This window comes from Pseudooceanicola sediminis (assembly GCF_003575965.1).
GTDB lineage: Bacteria > Pseudomonadota > Alphaproteobacteria > Rhodobacterales > Rhodobacteraceae > Pseudooceanicola > Pseudooceanicola sediminis.
On the sequence record NZ_QWJJ01000017.1, the window covers coordinates 1 to 22,474 of the forward strand.

Sequence of the window (22,474 nt, forward strand, 5' to 3'; positions counted from 1 at the left end):
CGATCGAGGAATGCGAACGCCGCGACCGCAAGGGCCTCTACAAGCTGGCGCGCGAAGGCAAGATCAAGGAGTTCACCGGGATCTCGGACCCCTACGACGTCCCCGAAACCCCCGAACTGCGCCTGGAAACCGAGAGCGTCGACGTCGACAACTGCGCCCACCAGGTCCTGCTCAAGCTCGAAAGCATGGGCCTCATCAACGGCAACTGACCCCCTCAACGGGACCAGGCCGGGGCACCAGGCCGGTCACCACACCGGCCGCACATGCGCAATCGCCAGAACCAGAACCGCCCCGGAGACATCCTCCGGGGCGGTTTGTTGTCCAGCCCAAGCCCGACTGCCAGTGCTGCGGACATGGAACATACCCCCCTTCCGCAAACACGACACGGCCCGCCATCCAGCGAGCCGTGCATCCTTCAAGGCGATTTCATCCGCGTCCCGAACGGCCCATTTGCCGCAGGATAAGTCCCGACGCGGCCCGGGGCGTTTCGCACGAAATTCAGTGTACGGTGACCGGGGCCAGATCGTTCTCGCGCGCCAGGATAAAGGCCGTGGCGCGGTCGCGAACCAGCGCCAGACGCTCTCCATCCGAATTGTGAACGGCAAACAGCCGCGTCAGACCGGGGGCCTGCTCGCTCAGCTCTTCCTGCACATCCTCGGGCAGATCAGCCGCTTCGACGGGCCGGATATAGACGACCTTTTCGCCGACATCTTCGATATTATCTTTCGGTTCCATTAGCTTAGCCTTTCTTGATCGAAATGCGCTGAACGACACGTTCGGGCTCGGCCCGGGTCAGGTCAACGTGCAACAAACCGTTTTCCATCACGGCCTCTCCTACCTCAACGCCTTCAGCCAGCACAAAGCTCCGTTGAAATTGTCGAGCGGCGATTCCGCGGTGCAGGAAAACCCGGCCTTCTCCATCGTCGGATTGCCGCCCCCGGATCACCAGCTGGCGATCCTCCAGCGTCACCGCGAGTTCGGATTCCCCGAACCCCGCGACCGCCAGGGTGATGCGATAGGAATTGTCCGAGGTTTGTTCGATATTGAAGGGTGGATACCCCTCATTGCCGGATTTGGCGCTGCGCTCCAGCAACCTTTCCAGCTGTTCGAAGCCAAGCAGATAGGGATGCGACCCCAGGCTCATCTTAGTCATTTCGCGCGTCCTTGCATAAAAAGCGACGTCTCGTGACGGGCTCCCTCAGGCGGCGAACCCGGCTGATGTCAATATGGGTGGCCGCCAGTGTCGGTGCAAGGCCTTTGAACGATTGCAGGGCTTTGCGCGAACCTGCCTTTGCGCCTATCCTGATGGTCCGCGAAACAAAGGTCGAATCACCCATGAATGCCCGGACAGACATCTCGATGAAAACCGATGACGTGCTGCGGGTCGAGCTTGAGGTGTTTCGCCGCGAACACCGCGACCTGGACGAAGCGATCTCGGCGCTACAAGATCGCGGCACGGCGGATCAACTGACGATGCAGCGGCTGAAAAAGAAAAAGCTGAACCTCAAGGACAAGATTGCGCAGATCGAAGACCGCCTGACCCCCGACATCATCGCCTGAGCACCATCGTCTGGTGCCATCGCCTCAGCGTCACCCTCTGGGCATTCGTGGCTCTCTCATCTGGCAAAAAATACCCTGCAGGGGGCCGGGGGATGCAAAATCCCCCGGCTGCGACAGCCGCCCGATTGCCCCCACGTCCAGATCCACTATAAACCGGTTTCCCGACCCTATCAGAGGCAAGTGGCGATGAGTGAGATCAAGGTAGGCATCATCATGGGCAGCCAGTCCGACTGGCCCACGATGCGAGAGGCGGCAACAGTCCTCGACGACCTCGGCGTGCCCTACGAAACGCGTATCGTCTCGGCCCACCGCACCCCCGACCGGCTCTGGGATTACGGCAAGACCGCTGTCGCGCGCGGTCTGCAGGTCATCATCGCCGGCGCAGGAGGCGCCGCGCACCTCCCCGGCATGATGGCCTCGAAGACGCGCGTGCCGGTGATCGGCGTGCCGGTCCAGACCCGCGCATTGTCGGGCGTCGACAGCCTCTATTCCATTGTCCAGATGCCAAAGGGCTATCCCGTTGCCACCATGGCCATAGGCAGCGCAGGTGCGGCCAATGCCGGGCTCATGGCCGCCGGCATCCTTGCCATCTCCGACGCGGCACTTGCCACCCGACTTGATGCCTGGCGCAGCGCCCTCTCGGCCTCCATCCCCGAGGTGCCCACGGATGACTGAGCCCCTGTCCACCGGCGCCACCATCGGCATTCTCGGCGGCGGCCAGCTGGGCCGTATGCTCTGCGTCGCGGCCTCGCGCCTTGGACTGCGCTGTCACGTGTTCGAGCCCGGCGCCAATCCCCCCGCCGCCGATGTCGCTCATACCGTCACCCGCGCCAGCTACGAGGATGCCGAGGCCCTGCGCGCCTTCGCCGCCGCAGTCGATGTCGTCACATACGAATTCGAGAACATCCCCACCTCCGCCCTCGACGTGATCGAGGAAATCGTGACGATCCGTCCGGGCCGCACCGCCCTCTCGACCAGCCAGGACCGGCTGACCGAAAAAGACTTCCTCACCGGCCTTGGCCTGAAAACCGCGCCCTACGCGGCCATCAGCGACCTCGCCTCCCTGCGATCGGCCCTGGCCGATCTCGCCTCTCCCGGCATCCTCAAGACGCGTCGCTTCGGCTATGACGGCAAGGGCCAGGCGCGCATCCTGACCCCGGATCAGGCCGATGCCGCCCATGCCGACATGGCCGGTGCTCCGGCACTGCTGGAAGGGTTCATCGAATTCAGCGCCGAAATCTCCGTCATCGCCGCGCGCGGTCCCGACGGGTCGGTCGCCTGCTTCGACCCCGGCGAAAACGTTCATGAAGACGGCATCCTGCGCCGCACCACGGTCCCCACCAGCCTGCCCGCCGCCCTGCGCACCGACGCCGTCCTGATCGCGGCCCGAATCCTCAACGCCCTTGACTATGTCGGCGTGCTCGGCGTCGAACTTTTCGTCACCACCGGCGGCTTGGTGGTCAACGAAATCGCCCCCCGGGTTCACAATTCCGGGCACTGGACACAGAACGGCTGCACCATCGATCAGTTCGAGCAACACATCCGCGCGGTCGCAGGTTGGCCTCTGGGCGATGGCCAACGCCACGCTGACGTCACCATGGAAAACCTCATTGGCGACGACATGGCACGCCTGCCCGCCCTCGCCGCCACGCCGGGCGCCGCCCTGCATCTCTACGGCAAGGCCGAAACCCGCCCCGGGCGCAAGATGGGCCACGTCAACCACGTGACCCCACTGTCCTGATCCACTCCTGCCCTGTGTCGCCTCCGGCCTGATTCCGGCCCACCTGATCCCTGCTCACCTGAGTCTGGCTCACCTGTGTCTGGCCCTCCTGTGTCTGACCGGTGCGCCCCAATGCGTTTCCCTGTGGAAAATATCCCGGGGGAGTCGCGCGAAACGCGCGGCGGGGGCAGCGCCCCCCGCCCAGGTCAGCGAATGAACCGCCCTGCCACCCCGGCACCCAGCCAGGCGACCTGACCACCTGCAATGGTCGCGCCGACACGACCGTTCGCAGGATCGAGCACCACCAGGTCCGCACGCAGCCCGGCCTCGATCCGCCCACGATCCGCCAACCCCAGCAGCCGCGCAGGCCTGTCCGAAACGAGGCTCCACGCCGCAGCGATACCCATGTCCGCCGCCAGCTTCAGCGCGGCCTGTCGCGGCGCGGGATAGTGGTAATCCGATGCCAGCGCATCGCACTGACCCTGTTTCACCAATACCTCGGCAGACACCTTGCCCGCGTGCGACGCCCCGCGCACGACGTTCGGCGCGCCCAGAACCACCCCACCCGACGCCACCTGCGCCGACTCTGCGGTCTCGGGGAATTCCGACACACCGACACCCCGCGCCTGCCACAGGCGCCGCGTCTCGGCGTCCGGGTCGTCATGACTGCCCAGGATCACGCCACGTACTGCCAGCCGGGCGATCAATGCCTCCAGCGCGGCGGGCACCTGGGGCGACCGGGCGTGCAGATCCTGCAACATCGCCAGATGTGCCTCTGGGCTGCGGCCGCTCTTCAGGGCCTGCCCGGTCAGACGCGGCGGGCGCTTGCCTGCCGCCAGCGCCGCATGGGGCACGTGATCGTTGAACACCGCATAGCCGATACCATAGCGTTCGATCAGTGCTGCGGCCTCATCGTGACGCTCTGTCAGGTGGGTCTCGATGCGCAGTTGCACACGCATGTCGATCGCCTCCCGCGGGGCGACCTCGGCGTGGGCTGCCAGCATTTGGGCGGCAAACTCGGGACTGCGCATACCGCCTTCCCAGCTGAAGAACTGCGCCAGCATCGCCGTCGTGATGCCATTGACCGCAAGCTCTGCCGCCGTCATCGCCAGACCGTCGCGCAGATCGCGCAGCGCGCCGCGCCGCGGTGCCAGATGTCGTTCAAAGCCGTCGCCATGGGCATCGACGATCCCCGGCAGAACCCACCAGCCCGACAGATCCACCGCCGGCCCGCAGGGCGCATCGCTCAGACGGCCATCCTCGATACCGACCACGGCGTCGCTCCAGCCGTCAGGGCGCAGAACCTGTGCGCCTGTCAGGTGCAGCGACCTCAGCATGCTGCGCCGCATCGGCATGACGCGTCCCCACTTCGGTGTCTTGAAATCTGGCTCATGGCGCCCGCCTAGCACGCCCGCCACGGCATCGGAAGACGGCAACTCACGCACGATACATCGGGCGTCCACCCAGGCGCCCCTGCTCAGTCGACGGTGGCAAACGCCTCGGGGTATACCAGCGTCGCGTCGGAAAACGCGCTGCCCGGCGCGATCGGGTACAGCAGCGTCCGCTCGATGCTGTAAGGCGTCGTCAGGTTCTGCGCCGCGCGATATGTAAACCCAAACCGCTGGTAATAGCGCCCATCACCCACCACGGTCACCGCATCCGCGCCCGCGCGTCGGACATAATCCAGACCATAGCGGATCAAATCCGCACCAACGCCGATATTGCGCCGATAGGGCAGAACGGCCAACGGCATCAGCGAGAACCAGTTGCGCGGTGCCTCATGACGGGAAAAGCCGATATATCCCACGGTCTTTTCGTCATCATAGGCCAGCAACTCCACCTCCATCGCGCCGCAGTCGCGCAACGACTGCACCAGCCGGGCCTCGGCCGGGGTGTCATAGGCCTGTGTCAGCACGTTACCCACGGCGATCTCGTCACCGGGCTGGAAAAGGCGTAGCGTGATTTCCGACTTGCGTGCCATCTGTGTCCCGTTTCATGTCCCGCGCGCGCCGCGCCGGAATACCTGGTCAGCTTACGACCAGTTGCCTCAATTGCATCCACTTCACGCCGCACGGCAGCAAAAAAGCGAACCTCTGGCGAGGATTCGATGAAATTCCGATCAAGTTCAAGGGCATGCGGGCAAAAAAGCCGCCCCTCTGTCCCGGCACGAAAAAGGGGGCCAAGAAGGCCCCCTTTCCCACCCCGGCGGATGCCGGGAAAGCAGTTCGGATGATTTACATCATGCCGCCCATGCCGCCCATGCCACCCATGTCGGGCATGCCGCCGCCGTTGCCGCCGTCTTTCGACGGTTTGTCGGCAACCATGGCTTCGGTGGTGATCAGCAGGCCTGCGATCGAGGCTGCGTCTTCCAGTGCGGTACGGGTCACTTTGGCGGGGTCGATGACGCCGAACTTGAACATGTCGCCATATTCTTCGGTCTGTGCGTTGAAGCCAAAGGTCAGGTCGTCCGATTCACGGATCTTGCCGGCCACGACAGCGCCGTCGACGCCAGCGTTTTCAGCGATCTGACGCAGCGGTGCTTCCAGCGCCTTGCGGACGATGGCGATACCGGCTTCCTGATCGGAGTTCGCGCCGGTCATGCCTTCGAGGGCCTTGCCGCCTTGAACCAGAGCAACGCCGCCACCGACAACGATGCCTTCTTGGACGGCAGCGCGGGTTGCGTTCAGGGCGTCGTCGACGCGATCTTTACGCTCTTTCACTTCGGTTTCGGTCATGCCGCCAACGCGGATGACAGCAACACCGCCGGCCAGTTTGGCAACGCGTTCCTGAAGCTTCTCACGGTCGTAGTCGGACGTGGTTTCTTCGATCTGGTTGCGGATCTGTGCGACGCGCGATTCGATCTCGGCCTTGTCACCGCCGCCATCAACGATGGTGGTTTCGTCCTTGGTGATCGAGACTTTCTTGGCCGAACCCAGCATGTCCATCGTGACGGACTCGAGCTTCATGCCCAGATCTTCGCTGATGACCTGACCGCCGGTGAGGATCGCGATGTCCTGAAGCATGGCCTTGCGGCGATCGCCGAAGCCGGGTGCCTTGACAGCTGCGATTTTCAGACCGCCGCGCAGTTTGTTGACAACCAGGGTCGCCAGCGCTTCGCCTTCGACGTCTTCGGCAATGATCAGCAGGGGTTTCTGCGACTGGATGACTTGCTCCAGCAGCGGGACCATCGGCTGCAGCGACGACAGCTTCTTCTCGTGCAGCAGGACGATCACGTCCTCCAGCTCGGTCGTCATCTTGTCGGCGTTGGTGACAAAGTAGGGCGACAGGTAGCCACGGTCGAACTGCATGCCTTCGACGACTTCGACTTCGGTTTCCATGCCCTTGTTTTCTTCAACGGTGATCACACCGTCGTTGCCAACGCGCTGCATGGCGTCCGCGATCTGCTTGCCGATCGACGCTTCGCCGTTGGCCGAGATCGTGCCGACCTGGGCAACTTCGCCCGAATCGTTGACGGGACGGGCTGCGTTCTTGATCGCTTCGACGACTTTCAGGGTCGCCAGATCGATACCGCGCTTCAGGTCCATCGGGTTCATGCCAGCTGCGACAGCTTTCATGCCCTCTTTCACGATGGCTTGCGCCAGCACGGTTGCGGTGGTGGTACCGTCGCCGGCTTCGTCGTTGGTACGCGAAGCGACTTCCTTGACCATCTGCGCGCCCATGTTCTCGAACTTGTCTTCCAGTTCGATCTCTTTGGCGACAGATACACCATCCTTCGTGATGCGCGGTGCGCCGAAGGATTTTTCCAGAACGACGTTGCGGCCTTTCGGGCCCAGCGTCACCTTGACGGCATCAGCAAGAATGTTGACGCCCTTGAGCATCTTGTTGCGTGCGTCGGTGTTGAACTTGACGTCCTTGGCAGACATAGCGTGTCTCCTGACTAGATCGTTGAATTTCTCGGAACGGAAATGCGAATGCGACTTAGGCGATAATGCCCATGATGTCGGATTCTTTCATGATCAGCATTTCTTTGCCGTCCAGCGTGATCTCGGTGCCCGACCATTTGCCGAACAGGATCTTGTCGCCCGCCTTGACGTCCATCGCGACGCGCGCGCCGTCTTCGGCCTTGGCGCCTGCGCCAACCGAAACAACGATACCTTCAGCGGGTTTTTCTTTTGCGCTGTCGGGGATGATCAGACCGCCCTTGGTCTTCTCTTCACTCTCGACGCGTTCCACAAGCACACGGTCATGCAGCGGTGTAAATGCCATCTCTGAGGCTCCTTCGCTCAAAGTTTCTCCCTTGCCCGCCGGGCGGCGGGCGTTAGCACTCACCTAGGTCGAGTGCTAACGCCACCGGAGATAGGCAAGCGGACGCGGCGAGTCAACAACGCTGTGTTGCAAAATTCGCATCCCCCGCCCTGCCCGGCGGCACGATGCGGGCCACCTAATCAACCTCCCCCGACATACAAGCCCCCGCCCCGGACTCCGGCGCACGATTGGCGGGCGACAGCCCACGCGCGACACTTTGCCGATGATCGCCAGATCCGATGGAACCGAACACCCCCCTCAGGCGTCTTGCCTTTCAGAGAGCCGCGGGCACCCCCGATGCTTCAGGAGGAGACCTCATGCACACCGCCACCGTCACCGAACTCTGGTCCGAGGAACTGCGCCTCTGGACCGAAGGCGTCGAAAATTGCCGCGACCGCCTCGCACCACATTGCCTGATGACCCTGCCCGGCACCGGCCCCCTGAAACCGGACGAGGCATTGGCGCACGGTAAATCCGCCGCATGGGGCGATGTCCGCATCTCTCGCAAGAACACCTCCGAACATCATGGCGCGGTCGTCCTGGCCTATCGTGCACGCGCCCGCCAAGACGGAACCGGGGCACCCTACATGGCGTGGTGCACGTCCTGCTGGGTGCCGCGCAAGGGCGGCTGGCAGATGGTACAGCATCAACAGCGCCCGGAAACCGACTCCGCGCCTGGCATCGCCCCTGCCTCGTCACGGGACCGCGCCGCGGACCTCGCCACCTATTCGGGCGCCAGCGCCTCGGCGCCCTTGGGGGTCAGTGCGTAAACCCCTTTTTCCACCCGCTCGAACCAGCCATAGTGATCGTCGCGCATGATGGTGGTGGCTCTCGGCACACTTGTTGCCCGGGCCACCACGGCGCCTTTGCTCGGCCCCGCCTCGGCAAGATAGGCGGCGCAACGCTGTGCATCCTGACGATAGGCCGTCATGATCGTGACCCGGTTCACCCCACCGACATTGGGGTCACCGACCCGCCGCTGAAACTCTCGCAACAAACGCCCCTTGCGACCGCGCGCCCCCCGTGGCGCGTAAGGCGCGGGGTCGCAATGAACCTCGACGAAACCGTCGCGCGCCCGCACGGTCATGAATCCCAGCCCCAGCCGCCGGCACAATCCCACATGCCCGGCCAGCGCCTTGCGCCCTCTCAGGGCAGGCACCGCGAGATAGACGAAATCGCTGATCCCCTGCCGTGCAATCCCCTGCTGCACCAGCGTCAGGTTCATTCCCAGCTTCAGCTCGACAATCACCGGGTCGGGATCATCGGCGCGCATCGCCACGACATCGGCTCCGGCGACCTCGCCCTTGACCTCGTAGCCCTGCGCCTCAAGGAACGCCTTGATCGGCGCGTACAGGTCCGCTTCACGCAACTTGGCCATGCCCGGCCTCCTTCCCGCATCGTTCTTTCGCATCGCCCGCCCGGAATTTGCCAATTTTGCCGCATCCCCGACGCAGGCGGGTGACACTGCGTTTCGCGCCTCTTATAAGGGCGCCGAATTGCAGTTTTTCCAAGGACGGACGCATAGAATGACGATCAAGGTTTTCGGCCATAAATCCCCCGACACTGACTCCACCGGCTCGCCGCTCATCTGGGCGTGGTACCTCTCCGAAATCAAAGGCACCCCCGCCGAAGCCAAGCTGCTGGGCGAACCCAACACCGAAGCCGCCTTCGTGATCGAGAAATGGGGCGTTGCCAAGCCCGAGATCATCTCGGACGTGACTGCGGACGACACGGTCGTCATCGTCGACACCAACAACCCGGCCGAACTGCCCAGCCAGATCAATGACGCCGACATCATCCAGATCATCGACCACCACAAGCTGGTCGGCGGCCTGGAAACCAAGGGCCCGATCGACATCACGATCAAGCCGCTGGCCTGCACCGCGACCATCATGTACAACCTGATGGGCCCGAATGCCGCCAAGATGACGGACCAGATCAAGGGCCTGATGCTCTCGTGCATCCTGTCCGACACGTTGGAATTCCGCTCTCCCACCACGACCGACCAGGACAAGGCCCTGGCCGAAAAGCTCGCGGCCGAGCTGAACCTCGACCTCAGCACCTACGCCAGCCAGATGTTCGAAGCCAAGTCCGACATTTCGGCCTTCACCGATGCCGAGCTGATCCGCATGGACTCCAAGGAATTTGCCGTCGACGGCACCAAGTTCCGCGTCTCGGTTCTGGAAACCACCGCACCCAAGATCGTGCTGGACCGCAAGGCATCGCTGATGGAGTCCTTCAAGACCGTCGCGCTGGAAGATGGCGTTGACGAAGTGTTGCTGTTCGTCGTCGACATCCTGAACGAAGAAGCCACGCTTTTCGTCCCCAACGATCTGGTCAAGACGCTGGCCGAAAAAAGCTTCGGCGCCACCGTCACCGGTGACAGCGTGGTCCTGCCCGGCATCATGAGCCGCAAGAAGCAGATCATCCCGAACCTCAAGCTCTGAACGGGGCAGCCGAGGCGCGCGGGCCGTCCCCTTGGGGCGCTCGCCCGACACGAAAGAGCCAGATCAGGGGCGCATCATGCGCCCCTTTTGCATGTCCACGCCTCGCCCTTTGACACCGTCGCATTCGGCACGCCGGCGCGGTAACTTCCTTGCCTCGGGATTGCCCTGCAACGTCTGTGGCCCGGCCGCGCCATTCGTCCTGGCGCCCTGAATGGCCCCCAACTTCCTCTGGCCCCGCGCCGGTGCATCCGTCATACCTCTGTCGAACGCCGCGCCAAATGCTGCGCTGCAAAACCGACATGTTACCGACGTGATACCACCAGCATACCGTGCTGCCTGATCGACCTATTCCGGAGTGCCCGCATGACCCAGATCGTTTCCTCACTCGCTGAAATATCCGCTGATTATGACGCGCTTTTCGTCGATCTCTGGGGGTGCGTTCATGATGGCGTCGCCGCCCTGCCGGATGCGGTCGCCGCGCTTCAGGCCGTGCGCAAGACAGGCGTCACAGTCGTGCTTCTGACCAATTCGCCGCGCCCCCGCGCGCAGGTGCGCACCCAGCTCGACGGCTTTGGCGTGCCCACGGACGCCTGGGACACGATCGCGACTTCGGGCGATTCCGCCCGCGCCGCGATGTTCCAGGGCATTGTCGGGCACCGGGTTTTCCACATCGGCGAACCGCATGACGATCCCTTTTTCGAGCCCCTTCAAGTGCTTGATAACCCGCAGGAAATCCACCGTGTCGCCTTGGAGGACGCCGAGGGTATCGTCTGCACCGGCCCGTTTGACCCCAACGCTGATCCTGCTGTTCTTCGTCCGCAATTGCTACTGGCCAAGACGATGGGCCTCAAACTGCTCTGCGCCAATCCCGATATCGTCGTCGACCGGGGCGACCATCGCGAATGGTGTGCAGGGGCCGTCGCCAAACTTTATACCGAGATGGGCGGAGAAAGCCTCTATTTCGGCAAACCCCACCCCCCGATCTACGACCTGGCACGGTTGCGCCTGACCAAGCTGGGCAAGGATATCCCGAATGGCAGGATCCTCGCCATCGGAGACGGCATCCACACTGACATCCAGGGTGCCTTGGGCGAAGGTATCGACTCCCTCTTCATCACCGGCGGCCTTGCCGCCGCAGAAACAAGAACTGCCGACCAACCCGACGCCGATGCCCTCAATACCTTCATCGAGAAAGAGAAAATGACGCCGACCTACGCAATTGGCAAGTTGCGCTAAGCTGAAAAGCCTCTTGCTTTCTGCGTCCGCAAAGTAATATTATTTCACAGGTGATACGTATATCGCCGCAATATTACGACGTGAAATGACGGGGGCCGAATGTTGGACAATTTCCCACGGGGCACGATCTGTATCGAAGACATCGAAATGGGAATGACCCGCCACCTGCGCAAACAGGTGACAGACGAAGATATCGAGATGTTTGCCCAGGTCTCCACCGATCGGAACCCCGTGCATCTGGACGACGCCTATGCGCAAGATACCATCTTTGAAGGGCGCATCGCGCATGGAATGCTGACGGCAGGCCTGATCTCTGCCGTGATTGGCGAACAGCTGCCCGGCCACGGCACGGTCTATATGGGTCAGACGCTGAAATTCCTTGCGCCCGTGCGGCCCGGCGATACGGTCACGGCCGAGGTTCAGGTCATCGCGATCGACCACGCCAAGCGACGCGTTCAGCTCGAATGCCGGTGTATTGTCGATGGCAAGAAGGTGCTGATCGGCGAAGCCACCGTATTGGCGCCCTCCCGCAAATTCGACTGAGATCAGCCCCCAAACCGCGCAAGATCAGCCCCGACGCCACCGCCCGGCTCTGGCAGGGATCATGTCGCTGGACAGCTCCCCCCTTTCACGCGACAACCCGGCCATGAACGCCATGGCCGATCACCCTCTGGAACTGCGCCTCGAAGGCTGGCTGACACGCCACCTGCCTGCCGGGCTTGGGGCCTGTACGATCTTCGTGATGCGCCAGCTATGGGCAGCCCTTTTCGCCCTGATCATCCTTGGTGCGATCCTGATCACCCGGGCAATCTGGAATCCGGACTGGCCCATGGCTCGCTATGATGCCTTGGTCATCATCGCCGTTGCCACCCAGATCCTGCTGCTGGTTTTCAAGCTCGAGACCTTCGAGGAAGCCAAGGTCATCTTGCTGTTTCACCTGACCGGAACAGTTATGGAATGGTTCAAGGTCAGCGCGGGCAGCTGGGGCTATCCCGAACCGGGCGTGCTGAAGCTGTTTGCCGTGCCCCTGTTCACCGGTTTCATGTACGCCTCACTCGGCAGTTACATCGCGCGGATGATCCGGCTGTTCGATGCGGTAATTGCCCCCTACCCGCCCTTCTGGGCCGGAACTCTGCTCGCGATCGCGATATATGTGAACTTCTTTGCCCACCACTATCTGCCCGATATCCGGCTGCTGCTGTTCGCAGCCTCTCTCGGCCTGTTCCTGCGCACGCGCCTGTGGTTCCGAATGGGCGATAGATGGCTTTGGATGCCGTTTCCTTGCGCCGCGCTTGGCATCGCCTTCGCGCTGTGGATTGCCGAGAATATCGGAACATTCACAGGCACCTGGGCCTATCGTGGTCAGGGCCATTTCGAACTCGTGTCGCTGTCAAAGATGGGATCGTGGTACCTGCTGTTCTTCGTCAGCTTTACGACCGTGACGCTGGTGATGCGCAGCGCCCTGCGCGCGAAACCGTTTCGGCCAGGCCCCGTCAGATCAGGCCACGCCAGCGGGCAAAGGCAATCAGCAGCGCCAGAAACACCAGCACGTTGAAGGCCATGCTGCTTAGAACACCAAGAACCAGCCCCTTGCGCCGATCCTTGCCGTCATAGGCCGCAACGGCTGTGTCGACACGGCGAAATGGGCGGCGCAGACGATGCTGATCCAACTGGCGCGACAGTTTCGGATGCTCCGACAGCAGCCTGGCCTGTTCGATCTCGGCCGCCGCGCGGTGCGCGCCACGTGGCAGGCGGCGCCCGGCATATCGCATCAGGCTGACGATATCGCCAGTCTCGCGGTTGAAGGCATCCTTAAGCGCGCGCTCGGTCTTGTCCAGATCGCGGCGAAACTTGTCTGCATCGAACATCGACATTCCCCCAAAACAAAGGATGCCCGGTTCTAACCTGAATGATACCCCTGTCCAAGGCCGGGCCGACGTCGCGCGGCAAAGGAATGCTCTGGCTTCCGGGCACGGGCTTGGCTATGGATTTCACCATGCTGAACGTGATCCGCCATGACGGCCCCGCCGACGCCACGCCCCTCGTCATCGCCCATGGGCTGTTCGGCTCCGGGCGCAACTGGGGCGTGATCGCGAAGCGTTTGGCCACCGCGCGCTGCGTCATCGCCGTGGACATGCGCAACCACGGCGCTTCATCCTGGGAACCTGCGCACGACTATCCCGCCATGGCCGCCGACCTGGCCGAGGTGATCACCGCCGAGGGGCGGACCTGCCATGTGCTGGGGCATTCCATGGGGGGCAAAGCCGCGATGACCCTTGCCCTGACCGACCCGGACAAGATCGAAAAGCTGATCGTCGCGGATATCGCGCCCGTCGCCTATCAGCATTCCCAGCAGGAATTTATCGATGCCATGCGGGCGGTTGACCTTGCTGCCGTGACCCGCCGGTCCGATGCCGAGGAGCAATTGGCACAGGCCGGGGTCGACAAGACGCTGCAAAGCTTTTTCACGCAATCATTGGATGTTCAAAACCGCCAGTGGCGCCTGAACCTCGACGTGCTCGAAACCGAGATGCCAAAGATCCTCGGGTTTCCGCAGGAGCTGACCGGCCCGTTCAACGGCCCGACCCTGTTCCTGACCGGCGCGGAAAGCCACTATGTCAAACCGGACTATCGCGACCGTATCAAGCAGCTGTTTCCGGCCGCGAAATTCGCCAAGATCCCCGGCGCGGGCCACTGGCTTCACGCCGAGAAACCGCGCGAGTTCGAAGCAGCCGTCGCGCAGTTCCTGTCGCTGTAGCCCAAGCCCATACGCCCAGCCCCGAGCACGCGGGTTGAGACGTTTGCCTTACGTTGCAAAGACTTGACCGCAAGATTCCGGGGTCTGGCCGCGTCTCAGGCGTGCGGGTTCATCCGGGCGATCAGGTTGGTGCGAAGCACGAACTGGTGAAACAGCGCCGCCGCGATGTGCAGCAGAACCAGGATCAGCAGCACCGTCTTGAGAACCTCGTGCGCGGAGGCCGCAGGACCTATTCGACCGAACCAGGCGGCCATGCCCGACAGCGGCACAAGCACCAGCAGCGCGTAGATCCCCCAATGCGTCAGCCGTGCGACCAGGCGCATCAGCGGCGTCTCGCCCTCGGGATGGGCCGGGGCACCACGGGTGGCCCGCAGAACGAGGCGCACCAGGGTCAGCGCCAGCACGCTGAGGCCAACGACGATATGGCTGGTCGCGGCAAGGCCGGCAGCGCCCGCAGAACCGTCCATCACCTGATGAAATGCGCGTGACATGCCGTCGCTGAACAGGAACTGAAAGGCGATCAGCAGCACGACCGCCCAGTGCAGATATATCTGCAACCGGCTGTAATTGCTGGGTTTACGAGAGTGTTGCATGGCTAGGCTCCTCTGGCTGTGCGTCGCAATCCTTATACGCCTGCGGATGTGAACTCCGTCGGACAAAATACTGCGCGCCCTGTAAAAGGCCCAAGGCTGACCCGCTGCGGGCGGAACCTTGCGCAGTCCCGGGCGTTGTACCCGGACACAGGCTAACCGGAGAGACCCATGAAACGTATTATGCTTTGTATGGTTGCACTTGGCGCCCTGGCGGCGTGCGAAACGGTCGAGGGCGCAGGCCAGGATATCCAGAAAGCTGGCAGCACCATTTCAACCGAAGCGAACAAGACGCAAGCCCAGATGTAACGACGCCTTTGCAGGCATCGGACCAGGTAAAACGAAAAGGGGTCGACCGAAGGGTCGGCCCCTTTTTGGGTCGTCGCGGCAAGGCACAAGGTTAACGCCCCGCGCGCATGTCGGTACCGATGTCGGTATCGACGAGGCGCGACTCAGCCCCGAAGCCTTGGTTAACAGGGATTTCGCGCCATTTGGAACGTCGGTATCTGAACGGTATCTATACGGTATCTGAACGGTGCAATTTGAAGGAAGACGAGGAGGTTAATGGGGCGGACGGTGGGGGTGTTCAGATAGACCTCTTTGCATACCCGTGAGATAGATCAAGCGCGTTCCAGAGCGCTACAATTCGGCTCGGCGTTACAAGGGGAAATGCGGCTCAAGTATTGGCGAATAACATCCACGTGCGGCCGTCATTTCCCGATCAACGTCATAAAGCGAAGCAGCGACGTAACTTCCCCCAAATCCAGACGGCACGCTTCTCATTGAATAACTTCCGGACAAGGTCAAAATGCGCGCAAGCAGATCGAGTGTTGTCCGTACTCCGTCAAAAACCTCACCCCAGTTTACAGAAAATTCCCCTCCTGCGCCCGCCATCAGCTTTCGCACGTGGCTTTTCTTACGATATCCAGCCTCGAGCGCATTATGCGCGAGCTTTTCATGACGATAGACAACGATATTCGCCAGCCACTCACTTTTCTCTACATCCCGGCGACAAAAATTCCATTCATCGTATTCATCCTTAACGGCATCGAAACGCTCAAATTGCGAGAACTTTTTATCGAAGCTTTTGAAACTCCATTCATCATCTCTCTCGCCAAATAGGCGAGCCACGCAAAGCAACGCGGTATCTTGAGACATGAAGAACATGCGGTGAAGGCCCAGCACAGCTGCTGGTGGCTGATCGCCGTGAAGCCAATACTCCCTGCTCAAAAACTCTTCGCAAAAGGATAGAGCATGTATGAGCCGGAAGTACTCCTCGCCAAGCCGTTGCAAAACGTCGCCATACTTCGCCTTCGTTTCGATGTAGTCATCGTCCATTGCACAATCCCGACGTGAATGAACGCCAGAGTTATCATGGAATGGGTTCATCTTCAGAGCCCATAATCCAAAACAATGCCAAAATTAAAAAAGCGCCCCGCAAAAGAGCGCTTTCAAATTCCTTAGAGCCTACAACAGCCCTCACCCGTCCATCTTCAGCGCATTGATAAATGCTTCCTGAGGAATATCCACTTTCCCGAACTGGCGCATCTTCTTCTTGCCCGCCTTCTGCTTGTCCAGCAGCTTGCGTTTCCGGGTGGCGTCGCCGCCGTAGCACTTCGCCGTCACGTCCTTGCGCATGGCCGAAAGGGTCTCGCGGGCGATGACCTTGCCGCCGATGGCCGCCTGGATCGGGATCTTGAACATGTGGCGCGGGATCAGCTCCTTCAGCTTTTCCACCATCGCGCGGCCGCGCATCTCGGCCCGGTCGCGGTGCACCATCATCGACAGGGCGTCGACGGGCTCGTCGTTGACCAGGATCGACATCTTGACCAGGGCATCCTCGCGGTAGCCCATCAGGTGATAGTCAAAGCTGGCATAGCCCTTGGTGACCGATTTCAGACGGTCGTAGAAATCAAAGACCACCTCGTTCAGCGGCAGGTCATAGACGACCATGGCGCGGCTGCCGGCATAGGTCAGGTCGAGCTGGATGCCGCGCCGGTCCTGGCAAAGCTTCAACACGTCGCCGAGGTATTCGTCGGGCACCAGGATGGTCGCCTTGATCCGCGGCTCCTCGATATGATCGATCAGCGTCATGTCAGGCATGTCGGCGGGATTGTGCAGTTCGACCAGCGTGCCGTCGCGCATGTAGATGTGATAGATCACCGAGGGCGCGGTGGTGATCAGGTCGATGTCATATTCACGCTCCAGCCGGTCGCGGATCACCTCGAGGTGCAGCAACCCGAGGAAGCCGCAGCGGAAACCGAAGCCGAGCGCCGCCGAGGTCTCCATCTCGTAACTGAAGGAGGCATCGTTGAGGGCAAGCTTCTCGATGGCATCGCGCAGGTCCTCGAACTCGGCGGCATCGACGGGGAAGAGACCGCAGAACACCACGGGCTGAGAGGGCTTGAACCCCGGCAGCGCCTTGTCCGCCCCCTTTTTCTCATGCGTGATGGTATCGCCGACGCGGGTATCGCGGACCTGCTTGATCTGCGCGGTGATAAAGCCGATCTCGCCCGGGCCCAGTTCCTTGACGTCCTGCATCGCGGGGCGGAACACGCCGATGCGATCGACCAGGTGGATCGAGCCGTTCTGCATCATCTTGACGCGGTCGCCCTTTTTCAGAACGCCATCCATCACCCGCACCAGCACGACCACGCCGAGATAGGCATCATACCAGCTGTCGACCAGCATCGCGGTCAGCGGCTTGCCGGCGTCGCCGGTGGGGGCGGGCAGACGATGCACGATCGCCTCCAGCGTCTCGTGAATCCCGATGCCCGACTTGGCCGAGACCTGCAGCGCTTCGGAGGCATCGATGCCGATGACATCCTCGATCTGCTCGGCGACGCGGGCACAGTCCGCGGCGGGCAGGTCGATCTTGTTCAGCACCGGCACGATCTCGTGGTTGGCATCGATCGCCTGATAGACGTTGGCCAGGGTCTGGGCCTCGACCCCTTGCGTCGAATCAACCACCAGCAGCGACCCCTCGACCGCACGCATGGAGCGGGAGACCTCGTAGGCAAAGTCGACATGCCCGGGCGTGTCGATCAGGTTGAGGATGTAGACCTCGCCATTGTCGGCCTTGTACTCGATGCGAACCGTGTTGGCCTTGATGGTGATGCCGCGTTCACGTTCGATATCCATCGCATCCAGCAACTGCGCCTTCATCTCGCGCGCAGAAACGGTGTTGGTGGATTGAATCAACCGGTCGGCCAGGGTGGATTTCCCGTGGTCGATATGGGCGACGATGGAGAAGTTGCGGATGTGCGAAAGCTCGGTCATGGTGCCAGCATATGCTAGGGAAACAGGGCTTTGGCAAGCTCTCTTGCACCAGCTTCTGTTGCCCGGGCATCGCCGCGTTCCGCAGGATCCGCGCCCCCCCCATCGCCGCGCACCCGCACTCCCCATCCTCCCCCGACACCTCGCCCGCCGCCTCTCGCGCAACCTCCCCCGTCATCTGGCCGGAAATACCCCGGGGGAATTGGGCCCGGCCACGGGCCCAAGGGGGCAGCGCCCCCGATGTGCCACACTCCCCGCTGCAAACCTGCCCCCACCCCTGCATTCCTGACGCCTTCGTGAAGTGACCCGCCGCGCCGTTGCGCTACCCTTGCGCCACGACATCCATGGGAGAGACGACAATGATCCGGAGAAGAACCTTTCTGACCACTGCCGCCGCCGCCGGGGCCGCCACCACGATCCTGCGCCCCTTTGCCGCCATGGCGCAAAACCTGACCGGCGATATCTACAAGACCGACGCGGGCGAAACCGTTTCGATCCACCCCGTGCAACACGCCAGCTTCGTCATGGTCACACCGGCGGGTGCGATCTATGTCGACCCCGTCGGCGGCGCCGAGGCCTATGCCGCCCTGCCCCCGGCCGATTTCATCCTGATCACCCATCATCACGGCGATCACTTCGACCCTGAAACCCTCTCTGGGCTGGTCGAGCGTGCGGGGGGATCGGTGCCGATGATCACCAACCCCACCGTCGGCGAACAACTGGGCGAAGCGATGCAGGCGGGCAATACCGTATTGGCCAACGGCGACACGGGCACGCTGCTCGACATGCCGATCGAGGCGATCCCGGCCTACAACATGACCGAGGGCCGGCTCGACTATCACCCCCAGGGTCGCGACAACGGCTATATCCTCGAGGTTGGCGGCCTGCGGGTCTATATCGCCGGCGATACCGAAAACACGCCCGAGATGAAGGCGCTGAGCGATATCGACATCGCCTTCGTCCCCTTCAACCTGCCCTACACGATGACCGAAGAGCAGGCCGCCGACGGCGTCGCCGCCTTTGCCCCGAAGGTGGTTTACCCCTACCACTACCGCGGCAGCGACCCGGACAAGTTTGCCAGCCTTCTCGCCGATGCGGGCACGGACACCGAGGTCGTGATGGGGCCCTGGTACGCCAGCTGACACGCTGCTTGCCGGACCCCGCCTGCGGGTCCGGCGCTTCGCCGGGACTGTCTTGACGGGACCGGTCATTCGAGACGCATCCGGTGTCGATTGCGGACCGGCCAAGTGACGTGCGTGCCTCTTTCGTCGGGGCCAAATTCTCTGCCCCTCGATATCGGCAATCTTTTGCTCATGCCGTCGCAAACATCGCAATATTCACCCAAAATTTGGCATATTTCTGCCATAAATCCCGCGTGGACGGGAATCGTCAGCCGAAACAGACAGGATCACCGCCGCACCGGCCAAAGGCCCATGCGGACAAGCCTGCAATGCGGCTCGGGACAGAAGGCAACGACAATGATCAGATCTCTATCGATTGCGGCGCTGGCCGCGTGCGCGATCTTCGCGGGCAGCACCGGCAACGCCGGCCCCATCAGCCAGGCCTGCCTCGGCGCTGGCAACGGCACCAGCCCGCGCCTCTGCGTCTGCATCCAGCAGGTTGCGGACATGACCCTGAACAAGCAGGATCAGCGCCTTGCCGCCAAGATCATCAAGGAACCGCAAAAGGCGCAGGATGTGAAAATGTCCAAGACCGCCAAGGACGATGCCTTCTGGAGCAAGTACAGCAGCTTTGGTCAGGCCGCGCAGGCGATGTGTTCCTGATCAGGTGACCGGCCCGGGCGACAGCCGCCGTTCGCTGCGGCGGTCGCGGCATGACCACAGCCGCCTTCAGACCCATCGGCAACGCGTCGGGCCTCAGCTGCGCGGCGTCTCTCCCAGTTCGGCCAGCAGGCCGCGCGTACAGGCCTCGATCAGGTCCAGCGCGCCGTCGAAATCGCGGGTGTACCACGGGTCCGGCACGGCATCGGCCCCCATGAACCGACTGTCCTGCGGCAGGTAGCAGGTGAACAGACGCACAGGGGTGGCATGGCCCGCCGGGCGTTGCGCCTCGATATCGCGCAGGTTCGCGGGGTCCATGGCCAGGATCAGGTCGAAATCATCGAAATCAGCGCGACGGAACTGCCGCGCCCTCAGGTCCGAAAGGTCGTAGCCCCGCGTGCGGGCCGCGGCCTGCATGGCCTCGTAGGGCGGTTCACCGGCGTGCCAGCCCCCGGTCCCCGCACTGTCGAGCCGCAGGCCGGGCGCCATTTGGCGCGCCACCGCCTCGGCCGAGGGCGAGCGGCAGATGTTTCCGAGGCAGACAAAGAGGATGGACGTGGTCATTTCGGCCCCGATCGTGCAGGTTCTGCAAAAGCCTAACCCGCGCACCGTCGGGGGAAAAGACCCGTTCCGACGAAGGCGGGACCGGAAAGATGACAGGCCCAGACCAGAGAAGGCCAGACCAGGAAAGGGGCGCGCGCGGCAGACGTTGCATCCGCGCCCGAACGCCATGCAGGGGGAAACGCCATGGAAAACATCGTGATCCTGACGGGGGCCGGCATTTCCGCCGAAAGCGGCCTTGGCACCTTTCGGGATGCCGGTGGCCTATGGGAACGCCACCGGGTCGAGGACGTCGCCTCGCCCGAGGGATTCGCGCGCGATCCGGCGTTGGTCCAGCGGTTCTACAACGCCCGGCGCGCGGCCGCGTCCGCGGCGCGCCCCAATGCCGCGCATACCGCCCTGGCGCGGCTGCAACGCGATTATCCCGGGCAGGTCACCCTGGTCACCCAGAACGTCGATGCCCTGCACGAGGCCGCGGGATCGAACGAGGTGCTGCACATGCACGGCGCGCTGGCGGGCGCGCTGTGCCCCGCCTGCGGCCATCGCTGGCCCGCCCCGGCGCAGATGGAAACGGCACATCCCTGCCCCGCCTGCCACCAGCCCGGTGCCCGCCCCGACATCGTCTGGTTCGGTGAAATGCCCTATCACATGGAGACGATCCTGACGCGTCTGGCCGCGTGCAGCTATTTCGTCGCGATCGGCACCTCGGGACAGGTCTATCCCGCCGCCGGTTTCGTGCAGGAGGCCGATGCGAACGGGGCCCATACGCTGGAACTGAACCTTGAGGCATCGGCACGACACAGCGCCTTTGCCGAGGTGCGCCAGGGCCGCGCCAGTGATCTGGTGCCGACGTGGGTGGCAGAGATGCTGGCCGAGGCCGACCGCTGAGGAGCAGCCCTTGATCGCGCCGCGACGCGACCGATTGTGAAGGCGCGGCGCCCCGTCACCGTGATGTCGGCGTATCACAGTCTGCGGCATCACCTGCCGAGGGGTTGCCGTACTGCGTCGCGCTGATGTCCATGTCGCCGTGATCGTGGTTCACATGGCCGGAAATGACCGGCCCGCCCGGCAGGCGGTTCATGTCGACAGGCACGTCGACGGTAAGGTCGCCGGCCTTTTCAAAGCTCAGCGTCAGGGGAAAGCGCGCGCCCTGCGTCATCCCCCCGGTCAGCCCCATCAGCATCAGATGGTCGGCACCGCGCCCCAGCAGGGCCGCGCACCCTGCCCCGACCATCAGCCCGTCATCCATCCGCGCCATGCTGACCACGCCGTCGGCCCCCTGCGTGGTGCTGTGCAGTTCGGCCCGCGCGGCGATGGGGGTGCTGGCACCGATCAGGCGGTCATCGCCCGGCCCGGTATTGCGCAACGTCATGAAGATGGCGCCCGATTTCGCGGTCGGGGTGGCCGCGCGGGCATAGGCATCTTCGACCAGGATCTCGGCCTGGGCGGCGCTGACGCTCAGGCAAAGACCGACGACAAGGCTTAGAAACGGGGAGCAGAGAAACGGGGAGCGGACAAACCGGGAGCTGGCAACCGCGGAGCCGATAAGCGGGGAAAGGATGGCATGTAGGGCATATCTGAACATCTGGATCTCCTGCAAAAGGGTCGCGGGGCGAGAATCAGTGATCGGGCAACGTCCCGGCGATTCCCCCTCAACCGCCGGGGCGCACAGATGTGGGCGCGCGTGACCGAAGCATCGCCTGTCGGCCGATTCGCTGCTGCGCACGCATTTTGCCACACCGCACTATGACGGGCGAGCGCGCCGCGCGGCCCCCAGACGCCGCAGGGTTTGGGCAACAGGGCCCTGTCCGATAACGGCCTGGTGGTGCCCCGGCGGCTGTGCCGTCGACGGGGGCATCGCACGGGTCAAACGGTGCGCAGGGGACGTTCGGCCACCCCGGACTGGGCCGGAAAGCCGTCGTCCCAAACGCAAGAGCCCCGCCAGTTTGGCAGGGCTCCAAAGCGTAGAACAAGGCGCAGGATCAGGCTTGAACGGCCTGAAGCTTTGCGATTTCTTTCTTAACTTTCAAGGCGTTGTCGGAAAGCTCGACGTCTTTCGCCTTTGCCAGGAACTTGTCCAGGCCACCGCGGTGATCGACCGAGCGCAGGGCGCTGGCAGAGATCCGCAGTTTGATGGTGCGGCCCAGTGCTTCCGAACGCAGCGAAACGTCGTTCAGGTTCGGCAGGAAACGGCGGCGGGTTTTGTTGTTGGCGTGGCTGACATTGTTGCCAGTCATGGGGCCTTTACCGGTCAGTTCGCAGCGGCGCGACATGGTATA

28 protein-coding genes are annotated in these 22,474 nt (G+C 62.9%); 14 read left to right on the forward strand and 14 right to left on the reverse strand.

The window, feature by feature from the left end; all coding sequences use genetic code 11:
• The coding region (locus tag DL237_RS17030) for an adenylyl-sulfate kinase (RefSeq protein WP_119400300.1) at positions 1-209 on the forward strand (209 nt) is incomplete at its 5' end.
• Between the two features lie 289 nt (positions 210-498).
• On the opposite strand, the gene DL237_RS17035 is transcribed toward DL237_RS17030, so the two are convergent.
• Together DL237_RS17035 and DL237_RS17040 are read right to left on the reverse strand one after the other, a co-directional pair.
• The gene (locus DL237_RS17035) at positions 499-735 is read right to left on the reverse strand and encodes a DUF1150 family protein (protein WP_119400301.1); all 237 of its coding nucleotides are present in this window, start codon (positions 733-735) and stop codon (positions 499-501) included.
• 4 nt (positions 736-739) lie between these two features.
• The gene (locus DL237_RS17040) at positions 740-1,153 is read right to left on the reverse strand and encodes an Hsp20 family protein (RefSeq protein ID WP_119400302.1); all 414 of its coding nucleotides are present in this window, start codon (positions 1,151-1,153) and stop codon (positions 740-742) included.
• 182 nt (positions 1,154-1,335) lie between these two features.
• Here DL237_RS17040 and DL237_RS17045 point away from each other — a divergent pair, with 182 nt between their 5' ends.
• From DL237_RS17045 to DL237_RS17055, 3 genes are all read left to right on the forward strand, one after another.
• Complete coding sequence (locus DL237_RS17045) at positions 1,336-1,560, forward strand: YdcH family protein (protein WP_119400390.1); 225 nt, start codon at positions 1,336-1,338, stop codon at positions 1,558-1,560.
• Between the two features lie 186 nt (positions 1,561-1,746).
• Positions 1,747-2,235 carry a 5-(carboxyamino)imidazole ribonucleotide mutase gene (gene purE, locus DL237_RS17050; protein WP_119400303.1) on the forward strand — a complete coding sequence of 163 codons (489 nt, stop codon included), beginning with the start codon at positions 1,747-1,749 and terminating at the stop codon, positions 2,233-2,235.
• Positions 2,228-3,301 (forward strand): 5-(carboxyamino)imidazole ribonucleotide synthase, encoded by a 1,074-nt coding sequence (locus DL237_RS17055; RefSeq protein WP_119400304.1) that lies wholly within the window; start codon positions 2,228-2,230, stop codon positions 3,299-3,301. The genes purE and DL237_RS17055 overlap by 8 nt, the downstream gene beginning before the upstream one ends.
• Positions 3,302-3,486: 185 nt before the next feature.
• Here DL237_RS17055 and DL237_RS17060 read toward each other — a convergent pair whose 3' ends face one another.
• From DL237_RS17060 to DL237_RS17075, 4 genes are all read right to left on the reverse strand, one after another.
• Positions 3,487-4,617, reverse strand: coding sequence for an alpha-D-ribose 1-methylphosphonate 5-triphosphate diphosphatase (locus DL237_RS17060; RefSeq protein ID WP_119400391.1), 1,131 nt, complete (start codon positions 4,615-4,617; stop codon positions 3,487-3,489).
• A gap of 140 nt (positions 4,618-4,757) precedes the next feature.
• Positions 4,758-5,261: a GNAT family N-acetyltransferase gene (locus DL237_RS17065; protein WP_119400305.1), complete on the reverse strand. Its 504-nt coding sequence runs from the start codon at positions 5,259-5,261 to the stop codon at positions 4,758-4,760.
• Positions 5,262-5,514: 253 nt separating this feature from the next.
• Positions 5,515-7,164 carry a chaperonin GroEL gene (groL, locus tag DL237_RS17070; protein ID WP_119400306.1) on the reverse strand — a complete coding sequence of 550 codons (1,650 nt, stop codon included), beginning with the start codon at positions 7,162-7,164 and terminating at the stop codon, positions 5,515-5,517.
• Positions 7,165-7,219: 55 nt separating this feature from the next.
• Positions 7,220-7,507, reverse strand: a complete 288-nt coding sequence (locus DL237_RS17075) for a co-chaperone GroES (protein ID WP_119400307.1) — start codon at positions 7,505-7,507, stop codon at positions 7,220-7,222.
• 356 nt (positions 7,508-7,863) lie between these two features.
• On the opposite strand from DL237_RS17075, the gene DL237_RS17080 reads away from it, so the two are divergent.
• Positions 7,864-8,316, forward strand: a complete 453-nt coding sequence (locus DL237_RS17080) for a hypothetical protein (RefSeq protein ID WP_119400308.1) — start codon at positions 7,864-7,866, stop codon at positions 8,314-8,316.
• Here DL237_RS17080 and DL237_RS17085 read toward each other — a convergent pair.
• Complete coding sequence (locus DL237_RS17085) at positions 8,271-8,924, reverse strand: DUF2161 domain-containing phosphodiesterase (protein WP_119400309.1); 654 nt, start codon at positions 8,922-8,924, stop codon at positions 8,271-8,273. The two genes, DL237_RS17080 and DL237_RS17085, sit on opposite strands and share 46 nt — an antisense overlap.
• 148 nt (positions 8,925-9,072) lie before the next feature.
• Here DL237_RS17085 and DL237_RS17090 point away from each other — a divergent pair, with 148 nt between their 5' ends.
• The 4 genes from DL237_RS17090 to DL237_RS17110 all read left to right on the forward strand — a co-directional run bounded on the left by DL237_RS17090 (position 9,073) and on the right by DL237_RS17110 (position 12,784).
• Positions 9,073-9,993, forward strand: a complete 921-nt coding sequence (locus DL237_RS17090; RefSeq protein ID WP_119400392.1) for a manganese-dependent inorganic pyrophosphatase — start codon at positions 9,073-9,075, stop codon at positions 9,991-9,993.
• 363 nt (positions 9,994-10,356) lie between these two features.
• Entirely contained in the window at positions 10,357-11,229 is an 873-nt protein-coding gene (locus DL237_RS17100) for a TIGR01459 family HAD-type hydrolase (protein ID WP_119400311.1), read from the forward strand.
• A gap of 99 nt (positions 11,230-11,328) precedes the next feature.
• A complete protein-coding gene (locus tag DL237_RS17105) occupies positions 11,329-11,772 on the forward strand; it encodes a MaoC family dehydratase (protein WP_119400312.1) in 444 nt (147 codons plus the stop codon).
• Between the two features lie 61 nt (positions 11,773-11,833).
• Positions 11,834-12,784: a DUF817 domain-containing protein gene (locus tag DL237_RS17110; protein ID WP_321186072.1), complete on the forward strand. Its 951-nt coding sequence runs from the start codon at positions 11,834-11,836 to the stop codon at positions 12,782-12,784.
• On the opposite strand, the gene DL237_RS17115 is transcribed toward DL237_RS17110, so the two are convergent.
• On the reverse strand, positions 12,723-13,097 hold the full coding sequence (locus DL237_RS17115) for a hypothetical protein (RefSeq protein WP_147405373.1): 375 nt from the start codon (positions 13,095-13,097) through the stop codon (positions 12,723-12,725). The genes DL237_RS17110 and DL237_RS17115 overlap by 62 nt on opposite strands.
• 128 nt (positions 13,098-13,225) lie before the next feature.
• Between DL237_RS17115 and DL237_RS17120 the strand changes: the two genes are divergently transcribed.
• A complete protein-coding gene (locus DL237_RS17120) occupies positions 13,226-13,987 on the forward strand; it encodes an alpha/beta fold hydrolase (protein WP_119400394.1) in 762 nt (253 codons plus the stop codon).
• A gap of 95 nt (positions 13,988-14,082) precedes the next feature.
• Here DL237_RS17120 and DL237_RS17125 read toward each other — a convergent pair whose 3' ends face one another.
• Positions 14,083-14,580, reverse strand: a complete 498-nt coding sequence (locus DL237_RS17125; protein ID WP_119400314.1) for a cytochrome b — start codon at positions 14,578-14,580, stop codon at positions 14,083-14,085.
• A 168-nt stretch (positions 14,581-14,748) separates the two neighbouring features.
• Between DL237_RS17125 and DL237_RS17130 the strand changes: the two genes are divergently transcribed.
• Positions 14,749-14,886 (forward strand): entericidin A/B family lipoprotein, encoded by a 138-nt coding sequence (locus DL237_RS17130; protein ID WP_119400315.1) that lies wholly within the window; start codon positions 14,749-14,751, stop codon positions 14,884-14,886.
• Between the two features lie 348 nt (positions 14,887-15,234).
• On the opposite strand, the gene DL237_RS17135 is transcribed toward DL237_RS17130, so the two are convergent.
• On the reverse strand, positions 15,235-15,915 hold the full coding sequence (locus tag DL237_RS17135) for a hypothetical protein (RefSeq protein ID WP_119400316.1): 681 nt from the start codon (positions 15,913-15,915) through the stop codon (positions 15,235-15,237).
• A gap of 141 nt (positions 15,916-16,056) precedes the next feature.
• Positions 16,057-17,856, reverse strand: a complete 1,800-nt coding sequence (gene lepA / locus DL237_RS17140; protein WP_119400317.1) for a translation elongation factor 4 — start codon at positions 17,854-17,856, stop codon at positions 16,057-16,059.
• Between the two features lie 356 nt (positions 17,857-18,212).
• On the opposite strand from lepA, the gene DL237_RS17145 reads away from it, so the two are divergent.
• Together DL237_RS17145 and DL237_RS17150 are read left to right on the forward strand one after the other, a co-directional pair.
• Complete coding sequence (locus DL237_RS17145) at positions 18,213-18,995, forward strand: MBL fold metallo-hydrolase (protein WP_119400318.1); 783 nt, start codon at positions 18,213-18,215, stop codon at positions 18,993-18,995.
• Positions 18,996-19,331: 336 nt separating this feature from the next.
• Positions 19,332-19,637: a hypothetical protein gene (locus tag DL237_RS17150; protein WP_233545038.1), complete on the forward strand. Its 306-nt coding sequence runs from the start codon at positions 19,332-19,334 to the stop codon at positions 19,635-19,637.
• 93 nt (positions 19,638-19,730) lie between these two features.
• On the opposite strand, the gene DL237_RS17155 is transcribed toward DL237_RS17150, so the two are convergent.
• Positions 19,731-20,198: a low molecular weight protein-tyrosine-phosphatase gene (locus tag DL237_RS17155; RefSeq protein WP_119400396.1), complete on the reverse strand. Its 468-nt coding sequence runs from the start codon at positions 20,196-20,198 to the stop codon at positions 19,731-19,733.
• A 183-nt stretch (positions 20,199-20,381) separates the two neighbouring features.
• On the opposite strand from DL237_RS17155, the gene DL237_RS17160 reads away from it, so the two are divergent.
• Entirely contained in the window at positions 20,382-21,083 is a 702-nt protein-coding gene (locus DL237_RS17160; RefSeq protein ID WP_119400319.1) for an NAD-dependent deacylase, read from the forward strand.
• A 55-nt stretch (positions 21,084-21,138) separates the two neighbouring features.
• On the opposite strand, the gene DL237_RS17165 is transcribed toward DL237_RS17160, so the two are convergent.
• Entirely contained in the window at positions 21,139-21,780 is a 642-nt protein-coding gene (locus tag DL237_RS17165; RefSeq protein ID WP_119400320.1) for a copper chaperone PCu(A)C, read from the reverse strand.
• 397 nt (positions 21,781-22,177) lie between these two features.
• The gene (gene rpmB / locus DL237_RS17170; RefSeq protein ID WP_119400321.1) at positions 22,178-22,468 is read right to left on the reverse strand and encodes a 50S ribosomal protein L28; all 291 of its coding nucleotides are present in this window, start codon (positions 22,466-22,468) and stop codon (positions 22,178-22,180) included.
• Positions 22,469-22,474: the final 6 nt, after the last annotated feature.

What these genes read in the sequence shown, in the direction of transcription:
- DL237_RS17035 (WP_119400301.1), bottom strand. Translation starts at nt 735, where the DNA reads ATGGAACCGAAAGATAATATCGAAGATGTCGGCGAAAAGGTCGTCTAT.
- DL237_RS17040 (WP_119400302.1), bottom strand. Translation starts at nt 1,153, where the DNA reads ATGACTAAGATGAGCCTGGGGTCGCATCCCTATCTGCTTGGCTTCGAA.
- DL237_RS17045 (WP_119400390.1), top strand. Translation starts at nt 1,336, where the DNA reads ATGAATGCCCGGACAGACATCTCGATGAAAACCGATGACGTGCTGCGG.
- purE (WP_119400303.1), top strand. Translation starts at nt 1,747, where the DNA reads ATGAGTGAGATCAAGGTAGGCATCATCATGGGCAGCCAGTCCGACTGG.
- DL237_RS17055 (WP_119400304.1), top strand. Translation starts at nt 2,228, where the DNA reads ATGACTGAGCCCCTGTCCACCGGCGCCACCATCGGCATTCTCGGCGGC.
- DL237_RS17060 (WP_119400391.1), bottom strand. Translation starts at nt 4,617, where the DNA reads ATGCTGAGGTCGCTGCACCTGACAGGCGCACAGGTTCTGCGCCCTGAC.
- DL237_RS17065 (WP_119400305.1), bottom strand. Translation starts at nt 5,261, where the DNA reads ATGGCACGCAAGTCGGAAATCACGCTACGCCTTTTCCAGCCCGGTGAC.
- groL (WP_119400306.1), bottom strand. Translation starts at nt 7,164, where the DNA reads ATGTCTGCCAAGGACGTCAAGTTCAACACCGACGCACGCAACAAGATG.
- DL237_RS17075 (WP_119400307.1), bottom strand. Translation starts at nt 7,507, where the DNA reads ATGGCATTTACACCGCTGCATGACCGTGTGCTTGTGGAACGCGTCGAG.
- DL237_RS17080 (WP_119400308.1), top strand. Translation starts at nt 7,864, where the DNA reads ATGCACACCGCCACCGTCACCGAACTCTGGTCCGAGGAACTGCGCCTC.
- DL237_RS17085 (WP_119400309.1), bottom strand. Translation starts at nt 8,924, where the DNA reads ATGGCCAAGTTGCGTGAAGCGGACCTGTACGCGCCGATCAAGGCGTTC.
- DL237_RS17090 (WP_119400392.1), top strand. Translation starts at nt 9,073, where the DNA reads ATGACGATCAAGGTTTTCGGCCATAAATCCCCCGACACTGACTCCACC.
- DL237_RS17100 (WP_119400311.1), top strand. Translation starts at nt 10,357, where the DNA reads ATGACCCAGATCGTTTCCTCACTCGCTGAAATATCCGCTGATTATGAC.
- DL237_RS17105 (WP_119400312.1), top strand. Translation starts at nt 11,329, where the DNA reads ATGTTGGACAATTTCCCACGGGGCACGATCTGTATCGAAGACATCGAA.
- DL237_RS17110 (WP_321186072.1), top strand. Translation starts at nt 11,834, where the DNA reads ATGTCGCTGGACAGCTCCCCCCTTTCACGCGACAACCCGGCCATGAAC.
- DL237_RS17115 (WP_147405373.1), bottom strand. Translation starts at nt 13,097, where the DNA reads ATGTTCGATGCAGACAAGTTTCGCCGCGATCTGGACAAGACCGAGCGC.
- DL237_RS17120 (WP_119400394.1), top strand. Translation starts at nt 13,226, where the DNA reads ATGCTGAACGTGATCCGCCATGACGGCCCCGCCGACGCCACGCCCCTC.
- DL237_RS17125 (WP_119400314.1), bottom strand. Translation starts at nt 14,580, where the DNA reads ATGCAACACTCTCGTAAACCCAGCAATTACAGCCGGTTGCAGATATAT.
- DL237_RS17130 (WP_119400315.1), top strand. Translation starts at nt 14,749, where the DNA reads ATGAAACGTATTATGCTTTGTATGGTTGCACTTGGCGCCCTGGCGGCG.
- DL237_RS17135 (WP_119400316.1), bottom strand. Translation starts at nt 15,915, where the DNA reads ATGGACGATGACTACATCGAAACGAAGGCGAAGTATGGCGACGTTTTG.
- lepA (WP_119400317.1), bottom strand. Translation starts at nt 17,856, where the DNA reads ATGACCGAGCTTTCGCACATCCGCAACTTCTCCATCGTCGCCCATATC.
- DL237_RS17145 (WP_119400318.1), top strand. Translation starts at nt 18,213, where the DNA reads ATGATCCGGAGAAGAACCTTTCTGACCACTGCCGCCGCCGCCGGGGCC.
- DL237_RS17150 (WP_233545038.1), top strand. Translation starts at nt 19,332, where the DNA reads ATGATCAGATCTCTATCGATTGCGGCGCTGGCCGCGTGCGCGATCTTC.
- DL237_RS17155 (WP_119400396.1), bottom strand. Translation starts at nt 20,198, where the DNA reads ATGACCACGTCCATCCTCTTTGTCTGCCTCGGAAACATCTGCCGCTCG.
- DL237_RS17160 (WP_119400319.1), top strand. Translation starts at nt 20,382, where the DNA reads ATGGAAAACATCGTGATCCTGACGGGGGCCGGCATTTCCGCCGAAAGC.
- DL237_RS17165 (WP_119400320.1), bottom strand. Translation starts at nt 21,780, where the DNA reads ATGTTCAGATATGCCCTACATGCCATCCTTTCCCCGCTTATCGGCTCC.
- rpmB (WP_119400321.1), bottom strand. Translation starts at nt 22,468, where the DNA reads ATGTCGCGCCGCTGCGAACTGACCGGTAAAGGCCCCATGACTGGCAAC.